General features: G+C 64.9%; 18 protein-coding genes. 17 read left to right on the top strand and 1 reads right to left on the bottom strand.

What is annotated here, in order from left to right; all coding sequences use genetic code 11:
- The first annotated feature begins 140 nt into the window (after positions 1-140).
- From IPF49_02280 to IPF49_02240, 9 genes are read left to right on the top strand one after another with little or no spacing between them, the layout of a single operon-like run.
- A complete protein-coding gene (locus IPF49_02280) occupies positions 141-404 on the top strand; it encodes a hypothetical protein (GenBank protein MBK6286473.1) in 264 nt (87 codons plus the stop codon).
- A complete protein-coding gene (locus tag IPF49_02275) occupies positions 404-2,338 on the top strand; it encodes a DUF3604 domain-containing protein (GenBank protein ID MBK6286472.1) in 1,935 nt (644 codons plus the stop codon). The genes IPF49_02280 and IPF49_02275 overlap by 1 nt, the downstream gene beginning before the upstream one ends.
- The gene (locus IPF49_02270; protein ID MBK6286471.1) at positions 2,331-3,296 is read left to right on the top strand and encodes a peptidyl-prolyl cis-trans isomerase; all 966 of its coding nucleotides are present in this window, start codon (positions 2,331-2,333) and stop codon (positions 3,294-3,296) included. Before IPF49_02275 ends, IPF49_02270 begins: the two co-directional genes overlap by 8 nt.
- Positions 3,293-4,294: a HupE/UreJ family protein gene (locus IPF49_02265; protein MBK6286470.1), complete on the top strand. Its 1,002-nt coding sequence runs from the start codon at positions 3,293-3,295 to the stop codon at positions 4,292-4,294. Before IPF49_02270 ends, IPF49_02265 begins: the two co-directional genes overlap by 4 nt.
- Before the next feature lie 52 nt (positions 4,295-4,346).
- Positions 4,347-4,826 (top strand): nuclear transport factor 2 family protein, encoded by a 480-nt coding sequence (locus IPF49_02260; protein MBK6286469.1) that lies wholly within the window; start codon positions 4,347-4,349, stop codon positions 4,824-4,826.
- Complete coding sequence (gene vanZ, locus IPF49_02255) at positions 4,823-5,206, top strand: VanZ family protein (GenBank protein MBK6286468.1); 384 nt, start codon at positions 4,823-4,825, stop codon at positions 5,204-5,206. Before IPF49_02260 ends, vanZ begins: the two co-directional genes overlap by 4 nt.
- Complete coding sequence (locus IPF49_02250; GenBank protein ID MBK6286467.1) at positions 5,203-5,658, top strand: flavodoxin family protein; 456 nt, start codon at positions 5,203-5,205, stop codon at positions 5,656-5,658. Before vanZ ends, IPF49_02250 begins: the two co-directional genes overlap by 4 nt.
- On the top strand, positions 5,658-6,629 hold the full coding sequence (locus IPF49_02245; protein MBK6286466.1) for an XdhC family protein: 972 nt from the start codon (positions 5,658-5,660) through the stop codon (positions 6,627-6,629). Before IPF49_02250 ends, IPF49_02245 begins: the two co-directional genes overlap by 1 nt.
- On the top strand, positions 6,626-7,246 hold the full coding sequence (locus IPF49_02240; GenBank protein ID MBK6286465.1) for a nucleotidyltransferase family protein: 621 nt from the start codon (positions 6,626-6,628) through the stop codon (positions 7,244-7,246). Before IPF49_02245 ends, IPF49_02240 begins: the two co-directional genes overlap by 4 nt.
- On the opposite strand, the gene IPF49_02235 is transcribed toward IPF49_02240, so the two are convergent.
- Positions 7,219-8,115 (bottom strand): LysR family transcriptional regulator, encoded by an 897-nt coding sequence (locus tag IPF49_02235; GenBank protein ID MBK6286464.1) that lies wholly within the window; start codon positions 8,113-8,115, stop codon positions 7,219-7,221. The genes IPF49_02240 and IPF49_02235 overlap by 28 nt on opposite strands.
- Before the next feature lie 112 nt (positions 8,116-8,227).
- Here IPF49_02235 and leuC point away from each other — a divergent pair, with 112 nt between their 5' ends.
- From leuC to IPF49_02195, 8 genes are all read left to right on the top strand, one after another.
- The gene (gene leuC / locus IPF49_02230; GenBank protein MBK6286463.1) at positions 8,228-9,661 is read left to right on the top strand and encodes a 3-isopropylmalate dehydratase large subunit; all 1,434 of its coding nucleotides are present in this window, start codon (positions 8,228-8,230) and stop codon (positions 9,659-9,661) included.
- A gap of 12 nt (positions 9,662-9,673) precedes the next feature.
- Positions 9,674-10,318, top strand: coding sequence for a 3-isopropylmalate dehydratase small subunit (gene leuD / locus IPF49_02225; protein MBK6286462.1), 645 nt, complete (start codon positions 9,674-9,676; stop codon positions 10,316-10,318).
- Between the two features lie 35 nt (positions 10,319-10,353).
- Positions 10,354-11,430, top strand: coding sequence for a 3-isopropylmalate dehydrogenase (leuB, locus tag IPF49_02220; GenBank protein MBK6286461.1), 1,077 nt, complete (start codon positions 10,354-10,356; stop codon positions 11,428-11,430).
- Between the two features lie 36 nt (positions 11,431-11,466).
- Entirely contained in the window at positions 11,467-12,492 is a 1,026-nt protein-coding gene (locus IPF49_02215; GenBank protein ID MBK6286460.1) for an aspartate-semialdehyde dehydrogenase, read from the top strand.
- 138 nt (positions 12,493-12,630) lie between these two features.
- Positions 12,631-14,760: a FimV family protein gene (locus tag IPF49_02210; protein MBK6286459.1), complete on the top strand. Its 2,130-nt coding sequence runs from the start codon at positions 12,631-12,633 to the stop codon at positions 14,758-14,760.
- Between the two features lie 3 nt (positions 14,761-14,763).
- Positions 14,764-15,573 carry a tRNA pseudouridine(38-40) synthase TruA gene (gene truA / locus IPF49_02205; protein MBK6286458.1) on the top strand — a complete coding sequence of 270 codons (810 nt, stop codon included), beginning with the start codon at positions 14,764-14,766 and terminating at the stop codon, positions 15,571-15,573.
- A gap of 70 nt (positions 15,574-15,643) precedes the next feature.
- Positions 15,644-16,303 (top strand): phosphoribosylanthranilate isomerase, encoded by a 660-nt coding sequence (locus tag IPF49_02200; protein MBK6286457.1) that lies wholly within the window; start codon positions 15,644-15,646, stop codon positions 16,301-16,303.
- On the top strand, positions 16,300-17,190 hold the full coding sequence (locus IPF49_02195) for an acetyl-CoA carboxylase carboxyltransferase subunit beta (GenBank protein MBK6286456.1): 891 nt from the start codon (positions 16,300-16,302) through the stop codon (positions 17,188-17,190). The genes IPF49_02200 and IPF49_02195 overlap by 4 nt, the downstream gene beginning before the upstream one ends.
- Positions 17,191-17,199: the final 9 nt, after the last annotated feature.

Genomic DNA, 17,199 nt, shown 5'->3' with positions numbered 1-17,199 from the left:
GGCCCGGCCGTTGCCTCCGGAATGGTCTGTCGGGGGGTGGTGAGTGCACGGCGCTCAACGTGACGCGCGCGTCACTTCCAATCCTGCCGTCAATTAAGCACCATAGCGCCCCTGAAAACCAAGCACGCCAGGAGCCGACCATGCCCGCCAAGATCATTTGCCTGCTGTTCTACGCCGCCGCGCTGCTATCGTTGTTTGTCGAGATGCCTGCCACCGTGGAACAGATTCTGCAATACGGCACGCTCGCGCTGTTTGCCGCGCACGCTGTCGAGATAGCGGTGGCATTGCGCTATATCAAGCTGTACGAGGGACCGCTGCTGATCAGCATGCTGCTGACGCTGTTGTTCGGCTTCATGCACTGGATGCCCTACAAGAAGCGCGCCGCACAGGGGAGCGCGGGTTGATGCGCCGGGGCTGCAGCCGGCGCTTCCCGTTGCTGGCGACTCCGGGACTCGTGCTCTTTTGCGTGGCGGTGCTGGCCGGGGAAAGCGCGCCGCGCTGTCTCGATTACAATCCGCTGCGCAACGCCTATGTCGGTGATATCCACGTTCATACCGCCTTGTCACTCGATGCCGCAACCCAGGACACGCGGGCGCGCCCGGCCGATGCCTACCGGTTTGCGCGTGGCGAGACGCTTGCTGTCCAGCCCTATGACGAGCAGGGCAAGGCGCTGCGCGAGTTGCGTCTGGCGCGGCCGCTCGACTTTGCCGCGGTAACCGACCACGCGGAGTTGCTGGGTGAGGTCAGCCTGTGCCAGACACCCGGATCGGCCACCTACGACAGCTGGCAATGCCTGGTTTACCGGCATGCGCCGCGAGTTGCGTATTACCTGTTCAATTACACCGCAAGCCAGGCGCGGCGGCTCGGCAACTGCGGCGCGGATGGCAGTGTCTGCCGCGAGGCGGCGTCTGGTCCGTGGCAGGAAATCCAGCAAGCGGCAGCAGCAGCTTATGATCGCAGTGCAGACTGCAGTTTCACCAGTTTCGTGGGCTATGAATGGACCGGCGCCCAGGGGCCGGAGGTGGGCAATATGCACCGTAACGTGATCTTTCGCAGCGAGGTGGTGCCGCGATTGCCGCTCAGCTTTGTCGACACCGGCAGTGCGGAGCGTCTTTGGGAAATGCTCGACAGCGAGTGTCGCGAAAGCTTGCCGGGATGCGAGGTGCTGGCAATTCCGCACAACGCCAACCTGAGTGCCGGCTACATGTTCAATGGCCTGCGTACCGATGGTGCGCCATATACCGTGGAGGATGCAAGGCTGCGCCTGCGTTCCGAACCGCTGCTGGAAATCATGCAGCACAAGGGTGCGTCGGAGTGCCTGCCGGGCGGCGAGGGACGTGTCGCGGCCGATGAGTATTGCGATTTCGAGATCCTGCCGTACGATTCCTTCGGCGGCCAGAACATGAAATGGCGCCGTCATGCACCGACCCGCAAAACCGGTTTCCTGCGCGATATCCTGCGTGATGGCCTGCGTCTCGAGCAACAGCTTGGCATCAATCCTTACCGGCTCGGTGTGATCGGCGGAACCGACAGTCATATCGGTGCCGCTGGTGGAGTGTCCGAAGACACATTCATGGGGCACGGCGGAGCCGGCGTGCCGGCGCGCGATGGCGTGCCGCGCGGGTTGCCTGATGCGCCGGAGTTCGGGCCCGGTGGCCTCGCGGTGATCTATGCCGAGGAAAACACGCGCGAATCGCTGTTCGCGGCGATGCAGCGGCGCGAAACCTACGCCACCAGTGGCACCCGTGCGCAACTGCGCTTCTTCGGTGCTTGGGACTATCCGGACAATCTCTGCTCCGATCCCGATATGGTGCGCACGGCCTATGCCGGCGGTGTGCCAATGGGCGGTGAACTGCACGCGCTGGCGGGGCAGGCAACGGCACCGGTGTTCGTGGTCGCGGCGTTGCGCGATGCGGTCGAAGGCCGTCCGCTGCAGCAGATCCAGATCGTCAAGGGCTGGATCGAAGCAGACGGCAGTTCCGCGGAGCGGGTCGTGGCGGTGGCGCGGGCGCCGGGGGCCACGGTGGGCGCGGATGCCGGCAACTGCGAGAGCAGCGCGGGCGGTGCCGATTCCCTATGTGCGGTATGGCGCGATGACGACCCTGTCGCCGGCAGTTCGCGCTGGTACTACGCGCGGGTGCTGGAAAATCCGAGTTGCCGCTGGAGCGAGCGCATGTGTGCCGCGAGCGGCGTTCGCTGCGATGATCCGGCCAGCATCGGCAAAGGTTTCGAGGGCTGCTGCGGTACTGGGCAAAAGGCGCCGTACCAGGAGCGGGCCTGGAGTTCGCCGATCTGGGTATTGCCGCCATTGCCGGGCGAAGGGGCCAGCGATGGCTGAGCCGGCCACGCGCCTTGGCTGCATGCTGCGCTACAAACCGCTGCATTTCCTGCTCGGTGGTTTGTTGCTGTTCGTGTTGCTGGATCCCGGCGCGGCGCGCCAGGCCCCGCTCGAGCCACTGCGCCTCGACCAGGCCAGGATCGATCTGCTGCGCAGCAGCTGGAGCGCCAGCATGGGCCAGGAGCCGGACGAGGCGGAGCTTGGCAGTCTTGTGCGTCGTGAACTCGACGACGAGATATTGTTTCGCGAAGCGCTGCAGCGTTCGCTGCACGAGCTCGACCCGGTGGTGCGGCAGCGGGTATTGCTGAACATGCGCTTCCTGGGTGCTGGCGCGGACGCCGATGACGAGACATTGTTTCGCGAGGCGCTCAAGCTCGGGATGCATCGCAATGACGTGGTCGTCAGGCGGCGCCTGGTGCAGATCATGGAAATGTCGATCGAGGATGGCGCCGATCGCAGCCCGGCTACCGATGCCGAGATCGCGGCGATGTACGAGCGGCGGCGCGAGGAGTTGCTGATTCCCGCGCGTTGGCGTATCACCCAGGTCTATTTCAGCAGCGATCGGCGCGGTGCGCGGGCGCCGGCGGACGCCGCCGTTGCGCTGGAGAGCCTTGCCGGACAATCACTCGCCCCGGCGCAGGCTGTCGGGCTTGGCGATCCGTTCCTCGGCGGGCACCAGTTGCCGTTGCTGAGCATCGCGCAATTGGCGGGGCAGTTTGGCGATGCGTTTGCCACCGCCCTCGGCAACTGCGCGGTGCACGCCTGGTGCGGCCCGCTGTCCTCGAGCTTCGGTGCGCACCTGGTGTGGGTGGAGGAAAGCATTGCCGCGCGGGAGCCCTCCAGCGAGGAGCCCGAGGTGCGCAAGCGCCTGGTTGCGGACGTGCTGCGCGAGCGCAGCGAACACCGCCTGGCCGAGGCCATGGTAATCCTGCGCCGCAAATATGGAGCAAGCACATGAAAACGCGGTGGCAAATGGTGCTTGTCGCGTTGCTGCTGGCGCTGGCGCAGTCCGTGTTCGCGCACAAGCTGGCGCCGTCACTGCTCGGACTGCAGGAACAGACCGATGGTGCTTTCGCGGTGACCTGGAAGACGCCGCGCTTCGCCTCCACGCCGGTACCGATCGAGCCCCGCTTGCCAGACGGTTGCATCGATCTCGGCGAGCGCGAATGGGCGTATGAAGGTACCGGTGTGCGTATCGACTGGAAAATGCGTTGTGCACAACCGTTGGCCGGAGCGGAAATCCGCGTCGACGGCCTGGCCGAGAACCAGTCGGCGGCGCTGCTGCGTATCGAGTGGCATGACGGTGCGGTGGTGCAGGGCATGCTGAACGGAGAGCATGCCTCGTACCGGGTGCCCCAGGCATCGCGTCCGCTCACGGTCGCGATGGATTACGCGCGCATGGGGGTAGGGCATATCCTCGGTGGTGTTGATCATCTGCTGTTCGTGCTCGGTTTGATGCTGCTGGTGGTGGGGCGTCGACGCCTGGTATGGACCATCACCGCGTTCACGGCCGGGCACAGTGTGACGCTCGCCCTCGCCGCGCTCGGCATGCTGCGCTACCCGGTCGACCTGGTGGAATTTGCGATTGCATTGAGCATCTTCGTGGTCGCGGTGGAACTCACGCGCGAGCGCACCGATCGGCACTGGCTGCGGCATCGGCCGTGGCTTGCTGCGGGACTGTTCGGCTTGTTGCACGGCATGGGCTTTGCGGGTGCGCTGCTCGAGGTCGGGTTGCCGGCCGGCGAGATCCCGCTCGCGCTGCTGACCTTCAACATCGGCATCGAACTGGGGCAGTTGCTGTTCGTGGCAGCAGTGCTGTTGTTCGGGATGGCATGGCGGCGCCTGCCGCTGGCGCCGCGCCCGTGGCTGCAATGGGTGCCGGTCTACGCGATCGGGGTACCTTCAGCCTATTGGTGCCTGGAGCGCGGCACTGCGGCATTGCTTGCCGGTATCTGATTCACTGCGCGTTGCCGTGCCTGGCAGCGCGATACACCTGGAGGAATGGAGCATGAGTCGATTTGCACGCGCAGAACTCGAACAGGCGCTTTCGATCTACAACGCGGCGCGTGATCGTGCCTCGGAAACCGGTGACTGGCGCATCTGGGCCGATCTGTTCACCGATGACGCGCACTACATCGAACACGCCTATGGCGAGATGCAGGGCAAGGCGGCGATCCGCGACTGGATCTGTGCGGTGATGGCGCCGTTTCCGCGCATGACTTTCCCGCAGGACTGGGTGATGTTCGACGAGGCGAGCGGCGCCATCGTGTTCCAGTGCCAGAATGCGTTTCCTGCGCCATTCGATGCCAGCGGAAAAGCCTATTCCTTTCCCAACTGGACGCGGTTGATCTACGCAGGGCAGGGCAAGTTCAGCAGCGAGGAAGATATCTACAATCCGGCGCGCGATGCGCATCGTACGGTGAAGGAGTGGCGCGCGGCGGGCGGCAAGTTCCTGACCCCCGAGCAGGTACGGATGCGTCACCGTTGAGCTTTGGCGCAGTGGACGCGGCGCGCTTCGGAGAAAGCCGGCTGCGCACGCTGTGCCGCAGGGCATTACCCCCTGCGGTGCTGGTGGTATTGGTGTTGTCGGTAATCAGGACAGCGCAGCCCCTGCCCGGTCAATACGGCGACAAGATCGAGCACGCGCTGGCTTTTTTCGTGCTTGCCGCCCTCGCGGGTATCGGCCACGCGGGGAGCGCGCTGGCATCGCGCCTGATGATCGCACTGATCGGCTACGGACTGCTTATCGAGTGCATCCAGTGGTGCATTCCGTGGCGTGAGTTCTCGCTGCTCGACTGGGCCGCCGATGCGATGGGTGTTCTTTGCTGGCTGCTCCTGGCGTGGCTGCGGCGCCGGGTGATGCGATGAAGCGTCTGCTGATCGTCTATCACACCCAGAGCGGCAGTACCGAGCGGTTGGCTTATGCCGCGGCCGAGGGCGCCGGCCGCGAAGCGGGCGTGGAGCTGCGTTTGCTGCGGGCCATGGAGGCGGGTGCACGGGATCTGCGCTGGTGCGATGCTTTGTTGCTCGCAAGTCCGGAAAATTTCGGTTTCCTGGCGGGTGGCATGAAGGACTTCCTCGATCGCAGCTACTACGCGGTACTGGAGGAGCAGCTCAACCGGGCCTGTGCGTTGATCATCAGCGCCGGCAATGATGGCACCGGTGCGCTGCGCCAATTGCGGCGCATCCTCTCGGGGTATCCGATGCGCGAGGTGGCGGAGCCGGTGATCGTGCGCGGAGAGCCGGATGCGGCGGCGCTGCAACGTGCGATCGATCTCGGGCAGGCGCTGGCGGCGGGACTCGATCTGGGAATTTTTTGATGAGCGAATCAATGTTGGGTGGCAGTGATGAACAACAGGTGCTCGCGGCGTTGCGCGATTGGCTGGAGCAGGGTGATCCCGCCTGGTTGTGCACCATCGTGGAGGTCAGCGGATCCTCGCCGCGCCCGCTTGGTGCGCTGATGGCTTGTCGTGGTGACGGGCTGATCGCGGGCTCCCTGTCCGGGGGCTGTGTGGAGGAGGACCTGGTGGCGCGGCTTGGCCGTGGCGAAATGGCGGGTGCGCAGCCGGAGTTGCTCACCTACGGCCTCAGTGCCGAGCAGAATGAGCGCCTCGGGCTCCCCTGCGGTGGCCGGCTGGTGGTGCTGGTCGAACCCTGCACCCGGGGGGCTCACCTGGAGCATGTGGAACATTTGCTCGAGGCACTCGCGCAGCGGCGCTGCGCGCAGCGTGAAGTCCGAATCGAGAGCGGTGCCTGCCAGTGGCGCGAAGTGGCGCGCATGAGCGTACTCGCTCTCGACAATGGCATATTGCGTCACACGCTTGGGCCGCGTTACCGCCTGCTGCTGGTCGGCGCCGGGCAGCTTTCGCAAAGCGTTGCGTTGTTGGCGATGATGCTCGATTACCGGGTCAGTGTCTGCGACCCGCGGCGCACGCTGATCGATGCATGGCCGGGACCGGATGTCGAGCGGGTGTGCGCGATGCCCGATGATTTCCTGCGCGCGGCGGGCGTTGACCGGTTCACCGCGATCATCACGCTGACGCATGATCCGCGCATCGACGATATGGCGTTGATGGAAGCGCTCGGACTCGATGCGTTCTACATCGGGGCGCTGGGCTCGCAGAGGACATCGGCCAGACGCCGCGAACGGTTGCGCGAGCTCGATCTCGATGAACAACAAATTGCGCGCCTGCACGCGCCGGTCGGTCTCGATATCGGCAGCAAGCGACCAATGGAGATCGCGATTGCGATTCTCGCGGAACTGATCGCGTTGCGCCGTGGTCAATCTTGAGTCAGGTGGAGGATCAGGATGTGGGGGCAGCCTTGCGGGTAGGCGGTATCGTGCTGGCGGCGGGACGCGGGCGGCGCTTCGGCTCGGACAAGCGCGAGGCGCGGCTGTCCGATGGCACCGGCATGCTGGAACGCAGCGCCGGGCTGCTGGCGGCCGTGTGCGACGAGCTGCTGGTGGTGATCGGCGAAGACGATCACGAACAGGATTACCGCGGGCGATTTGGTGCCGCCCGGGTGTTGCGCTCGCCGCGCAGCGATGGCGGCATGGGCTATTCGCTCGCCGATGCGGTCGCGCAGTCGCTGCACTGGGATGCCTGCCTCGTGATGCTGGCCGACAAGCCCTTCGTGGCGCCGGCGACGATGGCTCGGGTACGCGAGCTGCTGGATGAGCATCAGCTGGTGGTGCCGACGTTCGGCCAGGCCTGGGGACATCCGGTGGGCTTTGCGCGACAGCATTTTTTTGCGCTGACCCGGCTCGAAGGTGAAGCCGGTGCGCGGACCCTGATTGCTGCCGAACGTGATCAATGCCTGTTCCTGGAGCTCGATGATCCGGGCGTGATCGCCGATGTCGATACCCCGCAGCAACTTGATTACTGGAGTGGGCTGCTGGAGCGCTGAGCGGCACCATCGAGCAGCGCGAGAAATGCCTGCGCGGCATTCGACAGGGTGCGATCGCGATGGTAGACATAACCGAGACTGCGCTGCATGCGCGTCTCCTCGAGTTCCAGTGCCACCAGTTCCCCGGTAAGCATGCTGTCGGGGAGCACCGACCAGCCAAGCCCGATCGCCACCAGCATGCGCAGTGTCTCCAGGTAGTTGGTCGACATGCTGATCTGCAGTCGCGCGCCACAGGCCTGGAACTGTTGCTGCAGGATCTGCCCCGTGTAGGTGCTCACGCCGGGCAGCACCGCGGGGTATCCGGACAATATTTCTATGGAGACGTGGTTACGCGCGGCGAGCGGATGGTCGCTCGCCACCATCACCGACAGCGGATCGGGCCAGATTTCACGCGCTTCGAGGCGCGGAGCCGAACCTTCGGGTGCCAGTGTGATCACTGCGAATTCGATTACTCCTTGGGCGACCGCGGCGTGTGCCTTCTCGGAGTCCATGAATTCGATCTCGAGATTCACCTCGGGGTGGCGCTGCGAAAAAGCCCGCAGCACCGGCGGCAGTCGGTGCAGCCCGATATGGTGGCTGGTGGCCAGCGAGAGGCGTCCGCTCACCTGGCCACTCAGGTCGCGGATCGCGCGGGTGGTCTCCTCGATCTCGCGCAGGCTCCGCTCCGCGCGCGGCAGCAGGCGCGCGCCGCTCTCGGTCAGCGACACCCGGCGCCCGATGCGGTCGAACAGCCGCGCACCGAGCAACTGCTCGAGTTGGGCGATGCGCTTGCTGATCGCCGGCTGAGTCAGGTGCAACTGCTCGGCGGCTTGCGAAAAGGAAGCGGCCCCGGCCACCGCGATAAAGGCGGCAAGCAACTGAGTATCCATGAATATGTATTCCAAATAAGAATGATGTGAATGAAAAACATGAATTTGTTTTATTGTATGTCGAACCCGTACAATCTGCTCGCACGCACTGGCAAGCATCGGTATCTGGCATATGCAAGCACGTACCCTCTACGACAAGCTCTGGGACGCCCATCTCGTGATGCAACGCGAGGATGGCACCGCACTCATCTATATCGACCGCCACCTGATCCATGAGGTGACCTCGCCACAGGCCTTCGAGGGGCTGGCGCTGGCGGGTCGCAAGCCGTGGCGCATCGACGCCAACCTCGCGGTTCCCGATCACAACGTGTCGACCGATCCCGAGGAGCGCAAGGGCGGCTATGCGGCGATGACGGACCGCGTTTCGCGGATCCAGTTGCAGACGCTGGACGAGAACTGCGCGCGCTTCGGCATCGACGAGATCAAGCTCGACGATGTTCGCCAGGGCATCGTGCACGTGATCGGTCCCGAAACCGGCGCCGTATTGCCGGGCATGACCGTGGTCTGCGGTGATTCGCATACTTCCACGCACGGCGCGTTCGGCTGTCTCGCGCACGGAATCGGCACCAGCGAGGTCGAGCACGTGCTCGCCACCCAGTGCCTGGTGACCCGCAAGATGGGCAATATGGTGGTGCGCCTGGACGGTAAACCGGGCCCTGGCGTCAGTGCCAAGGACCTGGTGCTGGCGGTGATTGGCCGGATCGGCACCGCGGGCGGCACCGGTTATGCCATCGAATTCGCCGGGGAGGCGGTTCGCGGTCTGTCGATGGAAGGCCGGATGACGATCTGCAACATGGCGATCGAGGCCGGCGCGCGTGCCGGACTGGTCGCGGTGGACGAGAAGACCATCGAGTATGTGAAAGGACGTGAGTTGGCGCCGCGCGGAGATATGTGGGAGCAGGCGAGCCGAGCCTGGCGCGAACTGCACAGCGACGCCGCGGCGCATTTCGACCAGCAGGTCGTGATCGATGCCAGTGCGATCGAGCCACAGGTCTCGTGGGGTAACTCCCCGGAGATGGTCGCCGGCGTATCCGCGACGGTGCCGGATCCGGCCACGATTGCGGACCCCGAAAGGCGGGTCGGTGTGGAGCGGGCGCTCGAGTACATGGGGCTGAAACCGGGAATGCGGCTGCGCGACATCGCCCTGGATCGGGTGTTCATCGGTTCCTGCACCAATTCGCGCATCGAGGACCTGCGCGCTGCGGCGGCGGTCGCCAAGGGGCGCAGCAAGGCGCCCGGCGTGAAACAGGTGCTGGTGGTACCGGGTTCGGGGCAAGTAAAACGCCAGGCCGAGTCCGAGGGGCTCGACCGGGTGTTCCGTGATGCCGGCTTCGAGTGGCGTGAACCAGGCTGCTCGATGTGCCTGGCGATGAACGCCGACAAATTGTTGCCGGGCGAGCATTGCGCCTCGACCTCGAACCGCAATTTCGAGGGTCGCCAGGGTTTCGGCGGGCGCACGCACCTGGTCAGCCCGGCCATGGCCGCGGCGGCCGCGGTAAGCGGGCACTTCGTGGACGTGCGTGACCTGCTCGATCATCGCAACTGAGGAGATCCGACCATGCAAGCGTTCACCGTACGCGCCGGAATTGTCGCGCCGCTCGACCGGACCAATGTCGATACCGACCTGATCATTCCCAAACAATTTCTCAAGTCGATACGCCGCAGCGGGTTCGGCCCGAACCTGTTCGATTCGCTGCGCTATCTCGATGAAGGCCAGCCGGACGAACCCTGTGCCGGGCGCCCGCTCAACCCGGATTTCGTGCTCAACCGGCCGCGCTATGCCAAGGCCAGCATTCTGCTGGCGCGGCAGAACTTCGGCTGTGGCTCGAGCCGCGAGCACGCGCCGTGGGCGCTGGCCGATTACGGCTTCCGGGTGCTGATCGCGCCTGGCTTTGCCGATATTTTCTACAACAATTGCTTCAAGAACGGGTTGCTGCCGATCGTGCTCGACAACGCGCTCGTCGATGCGCTGTTTGCGGCGGTGGCCGCCCGCGAAGGTTATTCGGTGGAGGTCGATCTGCCGGCGCAGCAGGTAGTGCTGCCGGATGGCAAGCGGCTGGCCTTCGAGGTCGATGCGTTTCGCAAGCACTGCCTGCTCAACGGGCTCGACGATATCGGTCTGACCTTGCAGGAATCGCAGGCAATCCGCGCCTTCGAGGCCCGGCAGAAGCAGTTGGCCCCTTGGCTCGGACGCGCCGACTGAATTAGTGTAATAGTTTAGATAAGGTATGTAACTAGATGAAAATATTGGTTTTACAGGGTGACGGCATCGGCCCGGAGGTCATTGCCGAGGGCCTCAAGGTGTTGCGCGCGGCAGGGCAGCGATTCGCGCTCGATCTGGAACTCGATTGCGACCTGCTCGGTGGTGCGGCGATCGATGCCGACGGCCGGCCCCTGCCCGAGCGGACCCTGCGGAAAGCGCGCGCGGCCGAGGCCATCCTGCTCGGAGCGGTGGGCGGTCCGCAATGGGACGCCGTGGAGCGCTCGCTCCGCCCCGAAAAAGGCCTGCTGGAAATCCGCTCGCAACTGGGGTTGTTCGGGAACCTGCGCCCGGCAATTCTTTATCCGCAGCTGGCCGCAGCCTCCTCGTTGCGCGCGGAAGTGGTTGCCGGGCTCGATATCCTGATCGTGCGCGAGCTGACCGGCGGGATCTATTTCGGCGAGCCGCGCGGCATCCGTACCCTGGAGAACGGGGAACGCCAGGGCTTCAACACCGATATCTACAGCGAATCGGAGATACGCCGCATCGGGCGGCTCGCGTTCGAGGCGGCGCGCAAGCGCAACCGGCGGCTTTGCTCGGTCGACAAGGCCAATGTGCTGGAGGTCACGGTGTTGTGGCGCGAGGTGATGAACGAACTCGCGCCCGAGTATCCGGATGTCGAGCTCAGCCATATGTACGTCGACAACGCGGCGATGCAGTTGGTGCGCGCGCCCCGCCAGTTCGACGTGATGGTGACGGGTAACCTGTTTGGTGACATCCTTTCGGACGCGGCCGCGATGCTGACCGGTTCGATAGGCATGCTGCCCTCGGCCTCGCTCGACGCCGACGGCAAGGGCATGTACGAACCGGTACACGGCTCGGCACCGGATATTGCCGGGCAGGGCATGGCCAACCCGCTCGCAACCGTGTTGTCGGTGGCGATGATGCTGCGCTATTCCTTCGGCGAACTGGAGGCGGCGGCAGCGATCGAGGTCGCGGTGGGCACGGTGCTGGATGCCGGACTGCGCACCGGTGACATCATGAGCCAGGGATGCCGCCAGGTGGGCACCGTGGAAATGGGCGATGCGTTGTGTGCGGCGTTGCTCGCCGGTTGAGCAGCGCAGGGATCTTCGAAACAGCGACGGAGTAGTTTGATGAGCAGAACGTTTGATGTGGCGGTAGTGGGTGCGACCGGGGCGGTGGGCGAGTGCATGTTGCAGATCCTGGCCGAGCGGCGCTTTCCGGTCGGCAAGGTATATGCGCTGGCGAGCGAGCGCTCGATCGGCAGGACCGTGCAGTTCGGCCGTCAGGAACTCGATGTCGAGAACCTGGCGGATTTTGATTTCGAAAAGGTGCAGATCGGGCTGTTTTCACCGGGAGCCAGCGTCTCGGCGATCTACGCCCCGCGCGCCGCCGATGCCGGGTGCGTGGTGATCGACAACACCTCGCAATTCCGCTATGACGACGATATCCCGCTGGTGGTGCCGGAGGTCAACGCCCAGGCGCTGGCCGACTACCGTAACCGCAACATCATCGCCAACCCCAACTGCAGCACCATCCAGATGCTGGTCGCACTCAAGCCCATCTATGACGCGGTCGGCATCGAGCGCATCAATGTTGCCACCTACCAGGCCGTTTCCGGTACCGGCAAGGAGGCACTCGAGGAACTGGCCAGCCAGACCGCGAACCTGTTGAACGGGCGCCCGGTCGAGAGCAAGGTCTATCCGAAACAGATCGCCTTCAATGTCTTGCCGCAGATCGATGTGTTCATGGACAACGGTTATACCAAGGAAGAGATGAAGATGGTCTGGGAGACCCGCAAGATCATGGGCGATCCGGATATACAGGTGAACCCGACCTGTGTGCGGGTGCCAGTGTTCTACGGGCACTCCGAGGCCGTGCATATCGAGACCCGTGACAAGATCAGCGCGGACCAGGCGCGCAGCCTGCTGGCGGCAGCGCCCGGAGTCGTGGTGCTGGATGAACACAAGCCCGGCGGCTACCCCACCCCGGTGGGGGACGCGAGTGGCAAGGACGCGGTTTTCGTGGGGCGGATTCGCGAGGATATCTCGCACCCGCGAGGCCTGAATCTGTGGGTGGTGTCGGATAATGTGCGCAAGGGCGCAGCGCTGAATAGCATACAGATCGCCGAAACCTTGATTCAGGGCTTTTTGTAGCCAATACTTCCTGCATGCTTGGCACGGCGGGTGGCGTGAACCGCTGACCGGGCCAATCCCCCCCTTTCCGGACCGTATTCCGGGGCTGCTACTCCCATTCCGGGCGGTGCACGGGGATACATCAATAAAGGACTGCCGATGATCAGGAAGCATGCAACTACCACCCTGCTGGCCTTCGCGATGCTGCAGGCATCGCTGGTGCAGGCACTGGGACTCGGCGAAATCAGCCTTCGTTCATCGCTCGATCAGCCGCTGTCGGCCGAGATCCGGCTGCACGGAGCGGGCGATCTCGACGCCAGTCAGATCATCGTGAAACTTGCTTCGCAAGCCGATTTCGAGCGGGCGGGGGTTGATCGCCTGTTCTTTCTGGGCGAGTTGCGCTTCGATCTGCAGCTGAGCGGTGGCGACGCGTTGTTGCGGGTCACGACCGAACGTCCGGTCCGCGAACCCTACCTGGATTTCATAGTCGAGGCGCGCTGGCCCAATGGCAGGGTGCTGCGCGAGTACACCGTCCTGCTCGACCTGCCCACCTACCAGCGCGCCGCGCTGCCGGCGGTGCGCGCACCGGCCGCACCCGCGGCGCGAAGCGCCACGTCGACGGCCCCGATGCGCGGCGAATGGAGCGGGAACAGCTATACCGTGGCCCGCAACGATACCCTGTGGGGTATTGCCAGCCGTGCGCGCCCGCAAGGGGTGTCGATCCAGCGGATGATGGTGGCGATCCACCGCGACAATCCCGCGGCTTTCATCCGCGGGAACATCAATCTGCTGAAGGCGGTGCAGGTTCTGCGCATTCCGGCGGCCGCCGACATTGCCGGGCTCTCGCAGGCCGATGCGGCGAGTACGGTCTCGGAGCACAATCGTGAATGGCGCGCGGGCGATACCACCGCCCATGAACCGGCAGCGTCAGCGGAGGCTGCTCCCGCCGCCTCTGCTGCGGGAGATGAAGATGCGTATCTGCGGCTCGCGGGCGATTCGGTGGAGGATGCCAGCGGCAGCAGCGCCGCCGGTGGCAGCGGAGGAACCGTTACCGGCGGCTCGCAGGAGCAACTCGCGCAAACCGAGGAAAGCCTGTCGGCTGCCGAGCGCGCCAACGCCGAACTGAAGGCGCGGGTTGCGGCGCTCGAGGAACAGGTACAGGACTACGAACGCCTGGTGGAACTGAAGAGCGATGGCCTGAGCTCGGCCCAGGCCGGCACGGATGCGCCCGTCGAAGCCGCTGCTGCTCCCGAGACGCCTGCCGCCACCGCCGAGGTGCCGGCATCGCCCGAGACGCCAGTCGCGAGCGAGCCAGCGCAGAGCCTTGTCGACCGCCTGCTCGGCAATACCATGGTGCTGGCCGGTGGCGCGGGAGTGGCATTGATCGCAATGCTGGCGTTCCTGTTCACGCGCCGTCGGCGCGATTCCGAGATGCCGGTGCCGGCGCACGAACTGCGCAAGGCCGCGGCCCAGGCTGCGGCGGCCGCGGCCCCGCAGGTCGCCGCGCAGCGATCGGATCTCGAGCGCGATGACGTGGCTGAAAAAGCGCTGTTCGGCGCTCCGGCCCGCGTCAAGGCCGTCGCTGCCGGCGATCAGGAAATCGCCGACCCGGTGAGCGAAGCGGATATCTATATTGCCTATGGCAAACCGCAAACCGCCATCGAACTGTTGGGCAAGGCGCTGGTCCAGCACCCGGATCGCAGCGATGTGCGACTCAAGCTGATGGATATCCTTGCCGAACAGGGTAATGCCAGCGAATTCATCGCGGAATTCGACCGCCTCGAAGCACTCGGCGACAAGGCCGCGTTGCGTGCCGCCCGCGAGTTGCTCGAAGACACCGATCGTGCGCATTGGCTGCTGGAGATCGATGGGCAGCCCGCGACCGGGGTCGACGCCACCGACAGCGCGGAACCGGGCCTTGTCACCGCGGAGCTCGATATCGCCAGTCCGCAACTCGATGCCCCTGCCGACGAAGGAGAAGAAGACCTTTCGCTCGAGCTCGAGCTCGGGGAACTCGAGTCGGGCGCGGAGGAAGCCCGTGCGCCCGCGGAACTGGACCTGGTGGCGGATGAACCCGCCCGGGTCTTGCCGGCAGGCGAGCACGACGACGAGCTCGATCTGCTGCCCGACAGCGACGAAGTCGAGACCAAGCTCGAGCTGGCGCGCGCTTATATGGATATGGGCGATATGGACGGGGCCCGCGACATCCTCGAGGAGGTCGTTGCCGAAGGCGCGCAGTACCAGCGCGAGCAGGCCAGCAAGATTCTGGATACCCTGCGCGCCGGTTGAGCCATGTCCGGCGCGATTGGAGCACGACGCATCGCGCTTGGTCTCGAATATTGTGGCAGCACTTTTTCCGGTTGGCAGGCGCAGCGTTCGCCGCGCCTGCCAACCGTCCAGGAAACCCTCGAAAGCGCACTCGGCCAGGTTGCGGACGCTCGCATAAGCACGGTCTGCGCCGGGCGCACCGATGCCGGCGTGCACGCCAGTTGCCAGGTCGTGCATTTCGATACCACGGCGGATCGTCCGTTGCGTGCCTGGGTGCAGGGAGTCAATTCGCTGCTGCCGAAAAGCATCGCCGTGCAATGGGCGCGGGAAGTGGATGCAGCTTTCAATGCGCGCTTTTCCGCAACCCACCGTTGTTATCGCTACCTGATCCTGAATCGCCCGGTCCGCAGCGCGCTGCTGGCCGGGTCGGTGTGCGAGCAGCGTCGTCCGCTCGACGAGCAGCGGATGCGACAGGCTGCCAGGCAATTGCCGGGCGAGCGCGATTTCAGCGCGTTTCGCGGTGCGGGTTGCCAGTCGCGCACGGCGATGCGCCGGGTCGATACGGTAAACGTGAACCGCAGCGGCGAACTGCTCGTGATCGACATCCAGGCCAATGCCTTCCTGCTGCATATGGTGCGCAACATCGCCGGTGCCCTGATGGCGGTCGGAACCGGCGAGCGAGCGGTGGAATGGCTGGGAGAGGTGCTCGAATCGCGCGATCGTCGGCAGTCCGCTGCCACCGCGCCGGCGGCCGGGTTGTATCTGTGCGCGGTCGGTTATGCGCCCCGCTGGCAGCTGCCGGAGCCGCCTTCGGCCCCCTGGTTTTCCGGCTGAAGGATGCGCCATGGCAACGCGCGGCATCTGCTAGAATCGCGCCCTGCCATCGCAAGAGAAGCCGCTCAACGTGCGAGTAAGGGTCAAGATCTGCGGAATCACGCGCGCGCATGATGTCGAGGTCGCGGCACGTGCCGGGGCCGATGCGATCGGACTGGTGTTCTGGAGCAACAGCAGGCGCGCGGTGAACGTGGTGCAGGCGCGCGAGATTGTCGCGTCGCTGCCGCCGTTCGTGACCAGCGTGGCGCTGTTTGTCGATCCCGATGTCGCGCAGGTGCAGCGGGTACTGGATACACTGCGTCCGGATCTGCTGCAGTTTCATGGCAGTGAAACAGACGAGTTCTGTGCCCGTTTCGGGGTACCCTACATCAAGGCGCTCCGGGTGGGGGCGAGCGCTCCGCCGGACCATGCGCTGGCGTCCTGGCCGGGTGCCCGCGGTCTGCTGTTCGATACCGAGGATGCGGTGCACCCCGGTGGCAGTGGACGGGTATTCGACTGGAACCTGCTGCCCGCGGCAGCCGCGGCCCGCCCGCTGATCCTGGCCGGAGGGCTGCACGCGGGCAATGTCGGGGAAGCTATCCGCCGCGCGCGGCCCTGGGCGGTGGACGTGAGCAGCGGTGTGGAGCAGGCGCCGGGGATAAAGGATGCACGCAGGGTGCAGGATTTCATGCGCGCCGTGGCGACCGAAAATGCCATGACGCAGGACTGGACCGGAGGGATGAGACGATGAGTTGGCTCGACAAGATTGTGCCGGCCGCGGTTCGCCGTGGCGAACAGGATCGCAAGACCACGGTTCCGGAAGGCTTGTGGCACAAGTGCGTCAAGTGCGAGGCGGTGCTGTACCGGCCCGAACTCGACAAGAATCTCGACGTATGCCCCAAGTGCGATCACCACATGCGCATCGGTGCGCGCCGGCGCCTCGACATCTTTCTCGATCCGCAGGGGCGCACGGAGATCTGTGCCGACGTCGAGCCGGTCGATCGCCTGAAATTCAAGGATCTCAAGAAGTATCGGGATCGCCTGAGCGCGGCGCAAAAAGCCACCGGCGAGCGTGACGCCCTGGTTGCCATGCAGGGCACGCTGAAGGGAATCGCGCTGAATACGCTGGCGTTCGAATTCAATTTCCACGGCGGTTCGATGGGTTATGCGGTGGGCGAGAAATTCACCCGTGCGGCACGCGACTCGCTCGACAACAATATGCCGCTGGTGTGTTTCTCGGCCAGTGGCGGCGCACGCATGCAGGAAGCGCTGATATCGCTGATGCAGATGGCCAAGACCAGTGCCATTCTCGAACGTCTCAAACTCGCGCGGATACCCTATGTTTCGGTATTGACCGACCCGATCTACGGCGGCGTCTCGGCCAGCCTCGCGATCCTGGGCGACATCAACATTGCCGAACCGTATGCCCGCGCCGGCTTCGCCGGTCCGAACATCATCGAACAGACCATCCGCCAGAAGCTGCCGCGCGGATTCCAGCGCAGCGAGTTCCTGCTCGAGCATGGCGCGGTCGACATGATCGTGCCGCGCGGGCAGATGCGTGACCGGATTGCCTCGCTGCTGGCACGGCTGACCGGGCGGCCCGAGCCGGAGCTGGAGGTGGAAGTGGAGGCGGGTTGAGGCAGCGAT

This window comes from Gammaproteobacteria bacterium, assembly GCA_016705365.1.
GTDB lineage: Bacteria > Pseudomonadota > Gammaproteobacteria > Pseudomonadales > UBA5518 > UBA5518.
This window is presented reverse-complemented; position numbering and strand designations above follow the sequence as displayed.